Raw genomic sequence first — 15,795 nt, forward strand, 5'->3', positions numbered from 1 at the left:
TTTTGTATCAAAATTAAGAATAATTAGTTCTTATGTGCCTTCAATTTCTATAACTTTATAAATCTATAACAAAACTTTTAAGTCGTATGTCCATTACTCACATTTCACCTTCTGCCTATGTTTTTTTAAAGTCGCTTAAAAAGAACAACAACCGCGATTGGTTTGCCGACCATAAAAAGGAGTTTAAAAAGGAAGAAAAAGAAGTGAAGCTTTTTTATAATGAGTTGCTCTCGGCACTTAGAACACACGATGAAATAGAAAGCGTAAAGATGTTCAGAATTTATAGGGATGTACGTTTTTCGGCCAATAAACAACCGTATAAAGAGCATTTTTCTGGTGCTTTTACAAGACTGAAACCAAGATTACGAGGCGGTTATTATCTGCATATTGAACCCGGTAACACCTTTCTCGCTTGTGGGTTTTGGGCTCCCGAAAAAGAGGATTTAAAGAGAATACGACAAGAATTTGAGATTGATGCTTCTGAAGTTAGGGAGATTTTAAACGAAAAGAATTTTAAAGCAGCGTTCGGTGACTTGGAAGGGGAGGAAGTAAAAACAGCGCCTCGCGGGTTTGATAAAGAACATCCTGCTATTGATTTGATTCGGAAAAAGCAATTCATCGTAACGAAAAAGTTTTCGGATAAGGAAGCGACTTCACCTGGTTTTTTAGAAAAGGTAAACGACTCATTTAAAACTGTTCGCCCATTTTTTGATTATATGAGCGAAGTGCTTACCACCGACTTAAACGGAGTGCCTTTGGTCTAATTTTAACAGTTTATGCTTTAGGCAAAGTGGGCCTTGCTAAGCAATAAGTGGTTAATGTTGTAGCTGAAGTGTATATTGCTAACCAACGAGCCGATATTGTTTTCAACAAAGAGCTTCCTGAAACTCCCAGAGTGGATGTTGCTTTACCCGGAGAGGTCAATGCTGCCGAGCAAGCAGGTGTTGTTGTACACGAAGTAGGTATTTTATTTATTGTGAAAATTATACAGCAATCGAATCCCAGTTCTTCTGTATCATTTTTTTCACCAAGTCAACCCTTACAATCCTTAATTAAGGATTAATAAGCGTTGGCAGTGATTAAGTTAATCAAATTTGAATACAATATTCCGCAACCTTTTTAATAAAACATCATCTTTAAATAAATCTGAATCATGCAAAAAAGAATTTATAAAATGCTGCTACTAGCAATATTATCTTTGGCTTTTAATTCTTGTAGTAATGATGATGATAATATTGAAAGTCTAAGTTTGAGCGGAAATTACAACGGAATTTTTACGGTTGAATATTTAAACGGAGACAAATTTTCAAATCCTGTTACTGTAAAATTTAGCAGCAACAATAATTATCATAGTAGCGGAAACGGAAATAAAAATGATTTTTATCCAGCTGGTGGAAATGGTACTTATGAAATGAATAATTCTAAAATCATTTTCTCTGATTCTAATATTTGGTTAGCTCATTTTGACTGGAATTTAATTTTAGCTGGAGAATATGAATATTCAAAAAGCGGAAATGAATTAATTATTTCAGCTTACAGATCTAAATTCGGATTATATAGATATGAATTGATAAAAGAACAATAGCAGATATAAAGAATGCTAAGGCTTCTTATTAAGCTTTCTTTTCAGCTCTAATTTTACATTTCGTTCCCAATCATATTTCAAAATACTCAACATTACTGCGTCTGATCGTCCATTTCCATTAGTTGCCGGAAAGATTCCGCGTAAAACACCTTCTTTTTTACATCCAACACTTTGCATTGCCGCAATGCTTATTTTGTTTTCTGCATAGGCTGCAAGTCCAATTCTTTCAGCTCCCATTTTCTCAAAGGCAAATTCAAAAAGTAGGTATTTGCAATGTTTGTTAAGTCCAGTTCCTCGAAATTCCTTACCATACCATGTATATCCTAATCGTATAGCTTTTAAAGGAGGAACTATCTCACAGTATCTTGTGCTACCTGCAAACTTATTTTTGACCTTGTCAAAAACGATGAAAGGATAATCTTTTTTTGCTTCTCTATTTTCAATGGTAGCACGGATATATCTAGTAAGATTTTCAATCCCGTTTCCTTTTAAAAAGGAGTATTTCCAAATGTCCGTTTCATTCGCTATTTCTATTAAATTTTCAACGTGTTCAATTTTTAGAGGACTTAATTTTACAAAATCATCTTCTAAAATATAGTCTTCGTTAAAGTCAAAATTTAACATGCGATTTGTTTTGAAGCATACACAAAAAAAGAGACAACAATGCAACTCTTACACCAATTAGATGTAAAATTTAAATACTGAATGGTCAGTTGCTGTTAAAAACCAATTTCTAGGCGGTAAAGCCTTTTAAAGAAACTGCAGTCGTCTAACTAAACAAATACCTCGCTTTCCAAAAGTTGAATTTGGTCTTTGAGCCTTTCAACAACAATATTCATCATTCTTTTGTTCAGCGCGGATGAATTTTCAATGTACGTTAAGTACTCTTCAACACTAAACTGACCGATAATCATTCCTTTTAAAGAATTTCTAAACTTGATGTCTTTCTGAATGGCATTCTCGATGTAATGGAAACGTTTTTCTAGGGAAAAAGTAAAGAAAACCCCTTTGTGTTTGTTGGCATAATTTTTAAAAGCTTCAATTAATAAATCATTTTGCAGCTTAATCACCGGGCGCAACGTAACGTTTTGAAAACGCTCGTCTTTGCTCATGGAATCATAAACTATTGCTGATGGAATTTCGGGACGTACACTAAGTAAATCCGATGTTCTGGTGTCCATAATAGTGAAGTTTTCTTAAAGGTATAAATTTATTTAGCGCTTAAAATGAGGTAGTTTGCATACTTTTCAACGATGTTATAAACAATAACATTCCTTTAAGAAGATTCGCTTCTTTAAAATAGTAAATTGATTAAAAATTTTTCTATGATACATTCCACAAATCCTTATACAGGAGAAAAAATATATAGCTTCCAACCTTTAACTGCGGAAGAAGTTTCAGAAAAAATAGCACATTCAAATGAAGTTTTTAAAGATTGGAAACAAACCACTTTCCAGGAACGGGCAAAGTTGATGATGAATGCAGCCGATGTGCTTGAAAAACGTAAAAAAGAATACGGAAAGGTGATTTCCGAGGAAATGGGAAAGCCCATTGGTCAGTCTATTTCAGAAATAGAAAAGTGTGCTTGGGTTTGCAAGTTTTATGCTAAAAACGCCGCCAATTTTTTAGCTTCCGAAGAAATAAAAACAGACGCTGAAGAAAGCTTTGTAAGTTATGAGCCCTTGGGTGTTTTGTTGGCAGTAATGCCGTGGAATTTTCCTTTTTGGCAAGTCTTTCGGTTTGCAGCCCCTGGATTAATGGCGGGGAATGCCGCTGTGTTAAAACATGCTTCTTCTGTTATGCAAAGCGCCAATAATATTCAAAAAGTATTTGAAGAAGCTGGATTTCCAAAAGGATTATTTCAAAATTTGGTGATTGGCAGCGATAAGGTAGAAGCCATTATAGAAAACGAAATTATAAAAGCGGTTACCTTAACAGGAAGTGAGCCTGCTGGGAGTTCGGTGGCCGGTTTGGCCGCGAAGAAAATTAAAAAGGCCGTATTGGAGCTTGGTGGAAACAATGCTTTTATTGTTTTGGATGATGCAGATTTGGAAAAGGCAGTTGAAGTAGGGGTAAATGCACGGTATCAAAATACGGGTCAGAGTTGTATTGCCGCCAAAAGATTGTTGCTTCAGGAAGGCATTGCCGAAGAATATTTAGAAAAATATATTGACAAAGTGAAGCAGCTAAAAAGCGGGGATCCATTGGTTTCTGATACGTATATTGGAGTTTTGGCCAGTGAGAAATTGGCAAAGGACTTGGAAAAGCAAGTGAACGAATCGGTAAAAATGGGTGCTAAAATTTTGGTGGGCGGAAAGCGTGATAAAGCGTATTTTGAACCAACTGTTATTACTAACATATCGGAAGAAATGCCCGTCTTTAAGGAAGAAACCTTCGGACCTGTAATTGCCGTACAAACCTTTAAAGATTTAGATGAAGCGATCGAAATATCCAATAATTCTAAATTCGGATTGGGGGTTTCGCTCTTTACGGAAGATATTGAAATGGCTAAAAAAGTTGCACCTAGATTTAATGAAGGAGCCGTTTTTGTGAATGAGATGGTAAAATCCGATCCCCGATTGCCTTTTGGAGGGGTAAAATCTTCCGGTTTTGGCAGGGAATTGAGTAGCTTTGGGATTAAGGAATTCACTAATATAAAAACGGTGTACATAAAATAGTTTAAAATGAAGTTTGGTAAAGTAGATAATCCGGAGAATATCGATTTCAGCATTCCTGAAGACCACCCTGAAACTGCCGTGGTTTTGAATAAGTATAAAAATGATAACAATCCATTTAATGTATATGTTGGCTGTGCCAAATGGAATAAGCAGGATTTAAAGGGGTTTTATCCACGCGGAACAAAAGATGAGCTTCAATATTACGCTACGCAGTTTAATTCCATTGAAATGAATTCTACTTTCTACCGAAACTTTCCTGTGGAACAGTTTGAGAAGTGGTATGAAAAAGTGCCAGCGGATTTTAAGTTTTTTCCGAAGGTAAACCAAATGGTAAGCCACATGAAACGGCTTATCGATTCCGACAAATATGTGCCGGAATATCTGGATGGGGTAGTTCATTTCAAAGAAAAATTGGGAACTATATTCTTGCAAATGCACAATAATTTTGCTCCCAAAAATTTCGATAGGGTAGTGTCGTTTATTGAAAACTGGCCAAAAGAATTAAAGCTGGCCGTGGAATTTAGACACACCGATTGGTTTAATGATGAAAAAGTAGCTCAGGAACTTTATCATTTATTAGAAGAAAACAATATTGCCAATGTTTTGGTAGATACTGCTGGAAGAAGGGATTTAATGCATATGCGACTTACCAATAACGAAGCTTTTATACGGTATGTGGGCGCCAATCATCCAAGCGATTATGCCCGACTGGAAAGCTGGGTACAACGACTTAAAAGTTGGAAAGACCAAGGATTGAGTAACATTCATTTTTTTGTGCATCAAAACTTGGAAAAGGAATCGCCTTTGCTTTCAGCTTATTTCATTAAAGAATTAAATAAAGAACTGGGAACGAGCCTTACCGTCCCGAAAACCCAAAATGGGAAGAACGACCCTACGCTTTTTTAGGGTTCGTCCTATTATGGATTATCAATTCTTTTAGGTCCGATCCTGAAGGGCTTTCAAATATTTCCAAATCAAAATGTGGTACGGCTGCGATAATGTGTTCAAAGATATCTGCCATGATGCGTTCGTAATTCTCCCATCGTTTGTCGCTTGAAAATACATAGATTTCAATAGGGATACCTTCTGAAGTAGGAGCAAGGTGTCGTGTCATCATAAGCATATCCTTGTTCGTAGCGGGATGATTTTGCAGATACAGATCGCAGTATTTTCTGAAAATTCCCAAATTTGTTTGGTTTCGGCCGTTTACAATGTTTAAACTCTTATCAAACCCGTGTTCTTGGTTGTGCTTTTTAATGTCTTTTTGTCTATGATCGATATACTGCTGAACCGCTTGAATGGTTTGGTATTTTGCTAAATCTTCTTCCGTTAAAAACTTCACACTGGAAGCTTTAATGTAAATACAACGTTTCACCCTTCTTCCGCCGCTTTCCTGCATTCCTCGCCAGTTCTTAAACGAGTCGGAAATCAATGCGTAGGTGGGAATAGTGGTAATGGTGTAATCAAAATTTCTAACCTTTACGGTTGCCAAGTTAATTTCAATAACATCACCGTCGGCACCGTACTTTTCCATGGTTATCCAATCTCCAATACGAACCATATCGTTGGCCGAAGTCTGAATACTCGCTACAAAACCGAGAATGGTATCTTTAAAAATCAATAATAAAATGGCGGAAGCAGCACCTAAAGTGGTAAGAAACTTAAGGATAGAAAGTCCGGTTAATTCAGAAAAAGCAAATATTAATCCGAAGAACCATATAAAAATAATAACCACTTGGGCGTAACTGTCCAGAGGTTTGTCGTAAAACCTATCGGTTGTTCGCAAATAGTTTTTTACACTTCTTACAATACTCCTTAAAATATAAACTACCAAAAGGATGATGTAGATGTCGATTACCTTAAGAAAAAATAATTCCAATTCATGAAAATCGGTAAAAACGTATGGAATAAGATGTTTTATAAGAATAACGGGAAATATACGGGCTACGTACTTTGGGAAGTTACTCTTAACCAAATAATCATCAAAAGTAGTCTGACTCTTATTGGTAAAGGCATAAAAAAACTTGATTACAACGCTTCTCAGAATAAAATCGACCAGTAAAACTATAGTAGTTAATACCAAAAAATTAATCAATAGATTAATTTTTTGTGCTGTTCCCGTGGCGTAATCATTACTTATTAGCCAATCGTGTACATAACAACTTATTCTTGATAAAAACTCGCTTTTTTCTTCCATAAGTTTATTCCGTATTCTTTTGCAAAGTTAGTAGAAATGCAGGATTATCGTATAAAAGTCCCAAAAGTAATGTTAGTCTTCAGTTTTGAATTTCTTGCTTTTCTTTTTATCAGGATTTGAAAATAACCTTTTAAAGAATCCGTCTTTTTTTTCTGGATTGCAGTCCAAACTTTCTAAAACTTCTTCTGAAGGCTTTTCGAATTTAGCTCTTGTAATGGGATTAAACTGTTTTTCTTTAGTAAGTTTTTGATACCATTTGCCAAATATTGGCAATGCAGCGTTGGCACCTTGTCCCATAGCGGTAGTTTTAAAACCTATTTGATGGTTATCCAGCCCTACCCAAGTAACGCTTACCAATTGCGGAGTAATGCCTACAAACCAAGCATCTTTGTTATTCTGTGTAGTTCCTGTTTTCCCGGCAATATCATTACTTAAACCATAGGTGGATCGCAATCGGGTTGCAGTACCCGAATTAACGGTTGCTTTCATGATTTCCAACATGGTTTCTCGTGTCGTATCAGAAAAGGCTTGTTCCTTATTTTCTTTTTTTTCTTCTTTTTTCCATAGTTCATTTCCATGATTGTCTTCAATCTTAGTAATGAAATATGGAGTAGAAGGTACGCTGTTATTTACATAACTTGTGTAAGCTTTTGCCATTTCCATAAGGCTAACTTCCGCAGTTCCTAAAGCCAATGAAGGAACTTCTGGCAGGGTAGAGGAGATACCCATTTTTTGTGCTTGAAGTATGGTATTTTGAATACCTGCTTTTTCTAAAACCTTAACCGCAATGGTGTTGATGGAATTACTTAAAGCATATTCCATGGAGTAATTCATATAATCTTGGTCGTCATCTTCATCATTGGAAGCATTTTTAGGCGTCCATCCTTTTAAATTTTCGTATTCCACAGGTGCAATGGAAAAATAGGAACAAGGATCGATGCCATTTTCAATAGCTGTGGTATATACAAACGGTTTAAAAGTGGAGCCCACTTGGCGTTTACTTTGTATTACGTGGTCGTATTTAAAATACTCATAATTAATCCCGCCAACCCAAGTTTTTAGCGCGCCATCTTGTGGGTTTATAGCCACAAAACCTGTATTTAAGAATTTTAAATAATGCTGTAAACTGTCGATGGTGCTCAACGTGTCCTTTCTTTTTTCTTCCCAAGAAAATACTTCCATGGGTTTTTTCTTCTGAAGGGAATCCCAAATTTGTTCTTTGGGAAGGCCTTTGTTGGCTAATGTTTTATATGCTAAAGTCTTTGACAGCTCATCTTCCAGCAATGCTTTATTGGTAAGCCAAGGAGCCGATTCACCGTAACTTGCTTCAAATTCCTTTTGAAGCTTACTGATATGTTCTTTTACAGCTTCTTCTGCCAATTGCTGCATATCGTAATTTATGGTGGTATGTATTTTTAGTCCGTCAGTATAAATATTTATGGATGTGTCTTTCTTTTCGTTGTATTTGCGCAGCCATTCCTTTAAATAAAGGCGTACATGTTCCCTGAAATAGGGAGCTAAACCGTCGTTATAACTGTACTGTTGAATATCGAGTTCTAAAGAATCCTTTACCAAACTATCGTAAGCTTTTTCATCTAAATATTCATAATTTTTCATCTGACTTAAAACGACGTTTCTTCGTTGCAAACTGCGTTCAGGGAACAATTTCGGATTGTAGTAATACGTTGCCTTTAGAGAACCGATTAAAGTAGCTGCCTCGGTAGTGGAAAGTTGCGCGGTAGATTTATTAAAAAAGTGTTTAGCAGCACTTTCGATTCCGTAAGTATTATCGCTGAAAGGAACGGTGTTTAGGTAATTCAGAAGAATCTCTTCTTTGCTGTAAACATCTTCCAGTCTTTTCGCAATAATGGACTCCCGTAATTTGTGCACCACAATTCCGAGCGAACCTAAATTCTTTCTCGGATATAAATTTTTTGCTAGTTGCTGGGAAATAGTACTACCACCGCCAGAAGATTCGTCTTGCAGTAATATGGTTTTAAAAAATACTCTTAACAGACTTCTATTATCTACGCCATTATGCTCGTAAAAACGGGCATCTTCCGTAGCAATTAAAGCATGTATTAAATTTTCGGGAATACTGTCAAACGGAATCGGTTGTCTATCGTTTATGTAAAGTTTACCAAGCAATCGGCCGTCATCGGCAAGAATTTCAGTAGCTTGGTCCAAATCTAAATTTTCAAGTTCTTCTTCGGAAGGAATTGGTCCCCATGCACCGAGATAAACGCTGGCAATAAAAATAATAAAAAGCCCAAAAAGGCTTCCCAACAGTATTAAAATGTGTCTTTTATATTTTTTTAAGAAGGTTGTTATCATAGCATACAAACAAACAAAATATTTGATTTGGATAGGGTTAAATAAGTATTAAAGTTCGTTATGGTTTAGGCAAAAAAAATCCTGCTAAATAGCAGGATTGAGTTTTATAAAGCTTGCTTACCCAAGATACATTTTCAAAATCTTGCTTCGGGAGTTATGGCGCAATCTTCTAATTCCTTTTTCGCGGATCTGTCGCACACGCTCTCTTGTCAAATCAAAAACATCGCCTATTTCTTCTAAAGTCATAGGTTGTTGGTCCCCAATTCCATAGTTGAGACGAATTACATCTGCCTCTCTATTGGTTAAAGTTTCCAACGCTCTGTTTATTTCAATATTCAAAGAATCGTGCAACAAGTCTTTATCAGGATTTGGGGATTCCCCAGAACGTACAACGTCATATAAATTAGAAGTTTCACCCTCTTTCAAAGGAGCATCCATGGAAAGATGTCTTCCGGAGTTTCGCATAGATTGCTTTACGTCTTTCACGGTCATGTCCAATTCTTTCGCAATTTCTTCAGCAGAAGGAGCACGCTCGTGTTCTTGCTCTAAGAAGGAATAGGCTTTATTTATTTTGTTTATAGAACCGATTTTGTTGAGAGGCAACCGTACAATTCGGGATTGTTCCGCCAACGCTTGTAGAATAGATTGACGAATCCACCAAACGGCATAGGATATGAATTTAAAACCACGGGTTTCATCAAATCTTTTGGCAGCTTTTACCAAACCTAAATTTCCTTCATTAATTAAATCGGGTAATTTAAGTCCTTGATTTTGATACTGTTTGGCAACTGAAACTACAAAGCGCAAATTAGCTTTCGTTAATTTTTCCAAAGCAATTTGGTCACCTTCCCGTATCCGTTGTGCCAGCTCCACCTCCTCATCGGCGGTAATCATATCGATTTTACTGATGTCTTGTAAATACTTATCTAAAGACTTGGATTCTCGGTTGGTTACCTGCTTTATAATTTTTAGTTGTCTCATATATTTTTTTCTATAATTTAATTGTAACCTCGCATTAATAACCAATTTTTATCACAAAAGCAAGTAAAGTGGCCTTTTAATTGTGTTTTACATGATTATTTAGGAAATAATTAAGAAAAACAACCCAAATTGAAATTTAATTAAGATTTATTTATAAAAAAATGCCCGAGTAAATAATAAGATTTCTCAGGCATTCTTGATGTTATATTCAGCTTGGAATTACTTTATTTCCAACACTTCAATATCAAATGTTAAGTCTTTTCCAGCCAATGGATGATTGGCATCTACCACAATTGATTCATTTTTTACATCGGCTACAACCAATTGAATTTCTCTTCCTTCAGGAGTGCGGGAAACTAGTCCCATTCCTTTTTGAGGTTCAATATTTTCTGGTAATTCGCTTTTTGGAATTTCTTGAAATAACTCTTCCCTTACGTCTCCATAAGCTTCAGAAGATGGAATATTAATAGTCTTTTTTTCGTTCACCGACATATTTAAAATTCCGTTTTCAAATCCAGGAATTAATTGACCTTGGCCAAGAGTAAATTCCAATGGCTCTCTTTCCAAAGAGCTATCAAATACTTGTCCGTCTTCTAATTTTCCTGTGTAATGAACTTTAACTGTGTCGTTTTCCTTTACTTGACTCATACAAAAATTTTAATTGCGTTTGCTACTTTACAAACGATTAATTTTACTTAAAGTGCGAAACTACAGTAAATTAATGGAAAGACCATAGCATTAATGTTAAGTATTCCTAAAAGCCCTTACGCAAAGGTTTTCATAGACATTTAACTTCTCAATATGTATTAAATATATTGCTAAGAAAGAATGAAAAGGGAAGCCTCATTTGTTAATCTTGTGTTTAACACCCTATAAAATTTCATTCTAACCATAAAACTAGCTAAATTTGCACGTTTAACCATTTAGCTAAAGAAGAAGCATGTTTGTGATTGACGAAGAAGAAAAAAAGGAGCTGTACGATTACCAAAAAGGGGCCATAGACCAAATTTTTGACCGTATTCATAACCAGCCTCCTAATTATCATTTACTCTACCAACTGCCTACAGGAGGGGGTAAAACGGTTATTTTTTCTGAAATCGTACGTCGGTATATTCAGCAGTACAATAAAAAGGTGGTCGTTTTAACCCACCGAATTGAGCTGAGTAAGCAAACTTCTAAAATGCTTCGTGGTTTTAATGTAAAGAACAAGGTTATAAATAGTAAGGTTAAAGAGCTTCCCGACCAAAAGGAGTACATGTGTTTTGTGGCCATGGTGGAAACACTTAAAAACCGACTGAATGATAATAAACTAGAAATAGATGATGTTGGTCTGGTTATTATTGATGAGGCGCACTACAATTCCTTTAGAAAGTTACTCTCTTACTTTAAAAACAGTTTTATCCTGGGTGTAACGGCAACGCCGTTGAGTTCGAATATAAAACTCCCTATGAAGGATAATTACAACGAACTTATAATCGGGGAAGCTATAAAAACGCTTATTGAAAAAGGATTTCTGGCGAAAGCCGAAACCTATTCTTATGATGTTGGATTGGGTGCATTAAAAATTGGTATCAATGGCGATTATACCGTAAAATCTTCCGAAGCGTTGTATTCTAATTTGGAGATGCAAGAGAAGCTTTTGTTTGCTTACGAAGAGAAGTCCAAGGGAAAGAAAACGCTTATCTTTAATAATGGTATCAATACTTCCTGGTATGTTTACGAAATGTTTAGGGAGGCGGGTTACCCGGTTCGCCATTTAGATAACACGCATAGCAATAAAGAGCGTAAAGAAATCTTGAAATGGTTTAAAAATACACCGGATGCTATTTTAAGTTCTGTGAGTATTCTAACCACCGGTTTTGATGAACCTTCCGTAGAAACCATTATTCTTAACCGTGCTACGCGTTCCCTCACGCTTTATTTCCAGATGATTGGTCGTGGTTCACGAGTGTTGGAAAACAAAAGTAAATTTACCGTCATTGATTTGGGGAATAATGTTGCCCGTTTTGGTCTTTGGAGCGAGCCTGTAGATTGGCAACATATCTTTAAATATCCTGACTTTTACTTGGAGAATATTAAAGATGATGAAGAGATTGAGAGCAATTTTGTGTATGAAATGCCAGCTCAATTACGTAAAAAGTTTGATAAGACGGATGATGTGTCCTTTGATATTGAAACACTTTACGATGATGTGATTAAAAAAGGACTGCGCTCTAAAATTATTTTGGAAAAGTCTTTAAAGCAACACACGGAAATGTGTGTGGAAAATAGTGAAGATGCCTACGAGGCACGTATGCTTGCCATGGAACTTAAAGAAGATATCGATAGCCGTATTAAACGCTATTCGTATTGTATTAGTAAAAGCACTAAAAATTATAGAGATTGGTTGGCGGAAGATTATTTTAGGAAACTCAGAATGAACATTGTAAAAGAATATCAATCATAAATAAAAAAAAGAGCCGATTTCGGCTCTTTTTTATTTGTATTGTTTAGTATTTAATTATTTGCAACCACCTGTAAAGCCAGTAGCATCAAATGAAGTTTTTACGGAACCTTGCTTTTCTCCTTGTACCGCTTGTATAATTAAATCGTTTACACCGCTTCTTTTCGGACTGCAATATTCGAATAAGTAATAACTTTTTGCTTGTCCAGCTACGTTTTCAGAAATGTCTTCAAAAGTGTCCACCAACTCATCTTTGTTGCTGGCAACAGCCGTTCCTGTTTTTCCAATTCTCTCCAATACCTCGGCATCAATTTCATTTCCTAAACCAATAGTGAAGAAAGAAATATTTTCATCCGCGTTTTCCACTGTACTAATGGCGGTACTTTCACTTACACGAGCAGCTTGGTCGGTACCGTCGGTAAAAATAACAACGGAAGAAGCCGCTAAAATATCCTTTTCTTCGTTTTCCTTTAAAATATCATCTGCAATTTTGGTGGATTGTACCACGGCACCATAAAGGTTGGTAGAGGCATCAGTACTAATGTCTTCCGTAATTCCTTCCACGGCCATTTTTAAAGAATCTTTGTCTGTTGTGAGCGGATTTAATTCGTGCAGCATTTCTTCGCCGTCAAACCAATAAATTGCCATTTTAAACTGTTCGCTTGCCGCAGTAGGCATTACTTCGTCTATAAAACTTATGGAAGCTACTTTCAATTCTTCCAAGCTAGAACTTAAAACACTGTTACTAAGGTCTAAAACCAGAATGGTATTGGTGTTGAAAATCTGTTCGTTTGGTGAAATTCTGCTGAAGGCTTCGGAAGCTGAAATACTTCGCGGGCAATTATCGTTACTTCCTTGTTCAAAAATGTTGAAGTTACTCGCCTGAAGATTAGGCACTGCATTTCCTTCTGTATCATTTACTTTAAAAAATACTGAAACTTTACCGGGCAAAGTGGTAAATTCATCTTGAATAGTCAATTTTAAAGTAGCCTTTTCAAACCCAAGGCAATCTGGAATCCCTCCATCACTATTAAAATCATCATCTGATGACCCACAAGCTATAAGCAGTGAGGTAATTGCCAAGATACTGAATATTGATTTGATTATTTTCATATAAAATTTGCGTTTTTGATGTTGCTATTAAAACGTATCAAAAAGATTAAAATTATGTTACACTGCCAAATGTTTAACTTTTTATAAAGATTTAGCTACTAATTCTGGAATACGTATTTAAGTTGATACGCTTTAATATTTTAATTGTAAATAGTTGATAAAACAGTGTTTTGGTGTGAGAATCTAGTTTTGGATAATTTATTTACTCCCAATATTTTATTACACATCTATAATTCATCAAACGATGCTACCCCAATATTTGAATCTGCCATTCCGTAATAAAGAAACCATTTGTCTTTAAATTTTACCAATCCTTCCAAAAAAGTAACATTTGACATTTGTCCTTTTTGTTCCGAAGACTTTTCAGCATAAAAGAAAGGTTCTTTACATCTTTTAATTAAACATGTTGGGTCATTCTTGTCAAATAGGGCATAGCCACCACTATATGCATTCTCTGGGTATTTTGGATCTCCAGTTTTTGCATTATTTGCTCCGTTGTATATCAACAAAATACCCTCGTCTGTTATAATTGCCGGAGGACCTGGCTCAACAAGCTTGCTGTCAAAATTATGAAGTCTAGGTGTTAATGCGGTGGTTAAAACTGTTTGGGATTTTGGTATACTTACATCGTACTTCCCTTTTGAAATGTGTCGTAGCCTTTTTTCAACTATCTGGGTGTTAGTTACTGGCTCCCAATCTATAAGGTTTTCAGAGGTCGCCAGATATATATCCGATTCGCCCCAATACATCCAATATTTTCCATTTATTTTAGTTGCAACAAGTTCTCCGTCAATCTCTTTTGTAACAATAGCACCGGCCTTAGACCATAAATCACCGAATTCTCCGCTTTCTGCTTTTCCAAATGCCGGGCCGTGCTTTTGCCAGCTCATCAAATCTTTTGAAGTCGCTATGCATAAACGAGCAACATTGCCGTCAAAAGCAGTATAGCACATAATATAAACTCCATTGTTAGACTTTACTATACGCGGGTCTTCACAACCACCTTCCCATTCAAACCTCTTAAATTCATCATTGTCTGGGTAAAAAACAGGTTCTTCCTTTCTTTCAAAATTTATACCATCGTAGCTCCATGCTAGTCCTAAGCGAGAAGTTCCAGCATGAACACCTACAGTATCTTCTGCTCTGTACAGTAGATAAATCTTATTGTCCTTAACAATTGCTGCTGGATTAAAAACGTCTTTTTGTTCCCATAATATTTCTTGTTTCTGTATGGGGCAAAAGAATTTAGTATTCTCCAATGGCCATATAACTGGGTTCGTATTGTTTAATTTAGTAATTCCTTCGAAATATTTATCATTCTGTGCAATTATCCTATTATTAATGGTTAATAGTAGAATTGCAACCATTACATATCGTAGTCTTTCCATGTTTTAGTTTTGAAATATTTAGTTACTTGTATTTAACTACCGTTTTCTTTGTGATATTGAACCGTTACGTTATGTCTTCCGTCCAAATATTGGCTCCTAAAACCTCGAAAAAAATAATAGCGAATACATCGTTGCCAAACGGTTTTTATAATCAAACATAATCAATTTCGTTCGTATGTTCAGTCGATATTTTGTGTAAGTCAATACTTCTGGAAAGGTCGAAAACTATTCCTTTATCAGCATAAATTTGTGTTAGTAATTCAATTCTAGGCATAAATTTCAATCATGTCTGTTTACAAAATTTATATAAAACTTAAATTTAGTAAAGCTCTATGTTCAATTAACAATTTACATTCCTAAAACCTAAAATCAAATCCTTTCTGATAGCCATTTGTGGAAGGCATAAAAGTTTTGCGGTGCAACTCCGTGGCCAACAGGAAACTCTTCATAGACATGTTCCACTTTTAAGGATTCTAGAAAAGGAGGGGTTTTGCGAGCCCAATCAACTGGAATTACTTGGTCTACAGAGCCGTGCGAACAATAAAATTTCAGATTCGATAAATCCCTATTTTGGTAACCGTCTTTTATTATGGCAGTATTAATATAACCGCTAAGCGCAATTACATTGTTTACTTTTTCAGGATAGGAAAGTGCAACGGCGTAGCTTAAAATAGAACCTTGGCTAAAACCAAGAAGCGTAACGTTGTTTTTGTTAAGTTGATACGTTTCTACCGCTTCATCAATAAAAGTGGCGATAGCTTCCCTCGACTCAATGGCTTGCTTGTCATCACTCCATTTACCGTCTTCAGCATTAAAATGAATGGCGTACCAAGCATGTCCGTATGGCATTAAATTATAGGGTGCTCGAACGGAGATTATAAATAATTCATCAGGCAACTCTTCAGCAAAGGAAAATAAATCTTCTTCGTTACTTCCATAGCCATGAAATAGGAATAATGCCGGAGGGTTTTCCGTTTGTTTTTTGGGTTCCCTTATTATATGATGTAGTGATAATGTTTTTGTCTGCAAATCGTATTCGTTATTTATTGGCGCCGCCAAAGGGTATAACACCCCGA

15 protein-coding genes are annotated in these 15,795 nt (G+C 35.8%); 6 read left to right on the forward strand and 9 right to left on the reverse strand.

Annotated elements, in window-relative coordinates:
* Positions 1–86: 86 nt before the first annotated feature.
* The 3 genes from NDQ75_RS08195 (at position 87) to NDQ75_RS08205 (ending at position 1,585) form a co-directional block, all read left to right on the forward strand.
* A complete protein-coding gene (locus tag NDQ75_RS08195; protein WP_202026990.1) occupies positions 87–764 on the forward strand; it encodes a DUF2461 domain-containing protein in 678 nt (225 codons plus the stop codon).
* A 47-nt stretch (positions 765–811) separates the two neighbouring features.
* Positions 812–1,063, forward strand: coding sequence for a hypothetical protein (locus NDQ75_RS08200; RefSeq protein WP_202026991.1), 252 nt, complete (start codon positions 812–814; stop codon positions 1,061–1,063).
* A 90-nt stretch (positions 1,064–1,153) separates the two neighbouring features.
* The gene (locus NDQ75_RS08205; RefSeq protein WP_202026992.1) at positions 1,154–1,585 is read left to right on the forward strand and encodes a hypothetical protein; all 432 of its coding nucleotides are present in this window, start codon (positions 1,154–1,156) and stop codon (positions 1,583–1,585) included.
* Between the two features lie 15 nt (positions 1,586–1,600).
* Here the strand turns inward: NDQ75_RS08205 and NDQ75_RS08210 are convergent, their stop codons facing one another.
* Positions 1,601–2,209 (reverse strand): GNAT family N-acetyltransferase, encoded by a 609-nt coding sequence (locus NDQ75_RS08210; protein WP_202026993.1) that lies wholly within the window; start codon positions 2,207–2,209, stop codon positions 1,601–1,603.
* 149 nt (positions 2,210–2,358) lie between these two features.
* Complete coding sequence (locus NDQ75_RS08215; protein ID WP_202026994.1) at positions 2,359–2,766, reverse strand: glyoxalase; 408 nt, start codon at positions 2,764–2,766, stop codon at positions 2,359–2,361.
* A 144-nt stretch (positions 2,767–2,910) separates the two neighbouring features.
* Between NDQ75_RS08215 and NDQ75_RS08220 the strand changes: the two genes are divergently transcribed.
* Both NDQ75_RS08220 and NDQ75_RS08225 read left to right on the forward strand, forming a co-directional pair.
* Positions 2,911–4,263 (forward strand): NAD-dependent succinate-semialdehyde dehydrogenase, encoded by a 1,353-nt coding sequence (locus NDQ75_RS08220; protein ID WP_202026995.1) that lies wholly within the window; start codon positions 2,911–2,913, stop codon positions 4,261–4,263.
* A 6-nt stretch (positions 4,264–4,269) separates the two neighbouring features.
* Entirely contained in the window at positions 4,270–5,169 is a 900-nt protein-coding gene (locus NDQ75_RS08225) for a DUF72 domain-containing protein (protein WP_202026996.1), read from the forward strand.
* Here NDQ75_RS08225 and NDQ75_RS08230 read toward each other — a convergent pair.
* From NDQ75_RS08230 to NDQ75_RS08245, 4 genes are all read right to left on the reverse strand, one after another.
* Positions 5,156–6,460, reverse strand: a complete 1,305-nt coding sequence (locus NDQ75_RS08230) for a mechanosensitive ion channel family protein (RefSeq protein WP_202026997.1) — start codon at positions 6,458–6,460, stop codon at positions 5,156–5,158. The genes NDQ75_RS08225 and NDQ75_RS08230 overlap by 14 nt on opposite strands.
* A gap of 72 nt (positions 6,461–6,532) precedes the next feature.
* A complete protein-coding gene (locus NDQ75_RS08235; RefSeq protein ID WP_202026998.1) occupies positions 6,533–8,794 on the reverse strand; it encodes a transglycosylase domain-containing protein in 2,262 nt (753 codons plus the stop codon).
* 117 nt (positions 8,795–8,911) lie between these two features.
* Complete coding sequence (locus tag NDQ75_RS08240; RefSeq protein ID WP_202026999.1) at positions 8,912–9,775, reverse strand: sigma-70 family RNA polymerase sigma factor; 864 nt, start codon at positions 9,773–9,775, stop codon at positions 8,912–8,914.
* 219 nt (positions 9,776–9,994) lie between these two features.
* Positions 9,995–10,423: an FKBP-type peptidyl-prolyl cis-trans isomerase gene (locus tag NDQ75_RS08245; RefSeq protein WP_202027000.1), complete on the reverse strand. Its 429-nt coding sequence runs from the start codon at positions 10,421–10,423 to the stop codon at positions 9,995–9,997.
* Positions 10,424–10,715: 292 nt separating this feature from the next.
* Between NDQ75_RS08245 and NDQ75_RS08250 the strand changes: the two genes are divergently transcribed.
* Complete coding sequence (locus NDQ75_RS08250) at positions 10,716–12,221, forward strand: DEAD/DEAH box helicase (protein ID WP_202027001.1); 1,506 nt, start codon at positions 10,716–10,718, stop codon at positions 12,219–12,221.
* A 54-nt stretch (positions 12,222–12,275) separates the two neighbouring features.
* Here NDQ75_RS08250 and NDQ75_RS08255 read toward each other — a convergent pair whose 3' ends face one another.
* From NDQ75_RS08255 to NDQ75_RS08265, 3 genes are all read right to left on the reverse strand, one after another.
* On the reverse strand, positions 12,276–13,331 hold the full coding sequence (locus NDQ75_RS08255; RefSeq protein WP_202027002.1) for a VWA domain-containing protein: 1,056 nt from the start codon (positions 13,329–13,331) through the stop codon (positions 12,276–12,278).
* 227 nt (positions 13,332–13,558) lie between these two features.
* Positions 13,559–14,719 carry a glycoside hydrolase family 130 protein gene (locus NDQ75_RS08260; RefSeq protein ID WP_242513606.1) on the reverse strand — a complete coding sequence of 387 codons (1,161 nt, stop codon included), beginning with the start codon at positions 14,717–14,719 and terminating at the stop codon, positions 13,559–13,561.
* A 369-nt stretch (positions 14,720–15,088) separates the two neighbouring features.
* A complete protein-coding gene (locus tag NDQ75_RS08265) occupies positions 15,089–15,748 on the reverse strand; it encodes an alpha/beta hydrolase (protein WP_202027003.1) in 660 nt (219 codons plus the stop codon).
* Positions 15,749–15,795 lie beyond the last annotated feature (47 nt).

Origin of the sequence: Galbibacter mesophilus, from assembly GCF_023721415.1 — a bacterium.
Taxonomy (GTDB): domain Bacteria; phylum Bacteroidota; class Bacteroidia; order Flavobacteriales; family Flavobacteriaceae; genus Galbibacter; species Galbibacter mesophilus.

Excerpts from the sequence above, each read along its gene's own strand:
- NDQ75_RS08195 (WP_202026990.1), top strand. The coding sequence starts at position 87 with ATGTCCATTACTCACATTTCACCTTCTGCCTATGTTTTTTTAAAGTCG.
- NDQ75_RS08205 (WP_202026992.1), top strand. The coding sequence starts at position 1,154 with ATGCAAAAAAGAATTTATAAAATGCTGCTACTAGCAATATTATCTTTG.
- NDQ75_RS08210 (WP_202026993.1), bottom strand. The coding sequence starts at position 2,209 with ATGTTAAATTTTGACTTTAACGAAGACTATATTTTAGAAGATGATTTT.
- NDQ75_RS08215 (WP_202026994.1), bottom strand. The coding sequence starts at position 2,766 with ATGGACACCAGAACATCGGATTTACTTAGTGTACGTCCCGAAATTCCA.
- NDQ75_RS08220 (WP_202026995.1), top strand. The coding sequence starts at position 2,911 with ATGATACATTCCACAAATCCTTATACAGGAGAAAAAATATATAGCTTC.
- NDQ75_RS08225 (WP_202026996.1), top strand. The coding sequence starts at position 4,270 with ATGAAGTTTGGTAAAGTAGATAATCCGGAGAATATCGATTTCAGCATT.
- NDQ75_RS08230 (WP_202026997.1), bottom strand. The coding sequence starts at position 6,460 with ATGGAAGAAAAAAGCGAGTTTTTATCAAGAATAAGTTGTTATGTACAC.
- NDQ75_RS08235 (WP_202026998.1), bottom strand. The coding sequence starts at position 8,794 with ATGATAACAACCTTCTTAAAAAAATATAAAAGACACATTTTAATACTG.
- NDQ75_RS08240 (WP_202026999.1), bottom strand. The coding sequence starts at position 9,775 with ATGAGACAACTAAAAATTATAAAGCAGGTAACCAACCGAGAATCCAAG.
- NDQ75_RS08245 (WP_202027000.1), bottom strand. The coding sequence starts at position 10,423 with ATGAGTCAAGTAAAGGAAAACGACACAGTTAAAGTTCATTACACAGGA.
- NDQ75_RS08250 (WP_202027001.1), top strand. The coding sequence starts at position 10,716 with ATGTTTGTGATTGACGAAGAAGAAAAAAAGGAGCTGTACGATTACCAA.
- NDQ75_RS08255 (WP_202027002.1), bottom strand. The coding sequence starts at position 13,331 with ATGAAAATAATCAAATCAATATTCAGTATCTTGGCAATTACCTCACTG.
- NDQ75_RS08260 (WP_242513606.1), bottom strand. The coding sequence starts at position 14,719 with ATGGAAAGACTACGATATGTAATGGTTGCAATTCTACTATTAACCATT.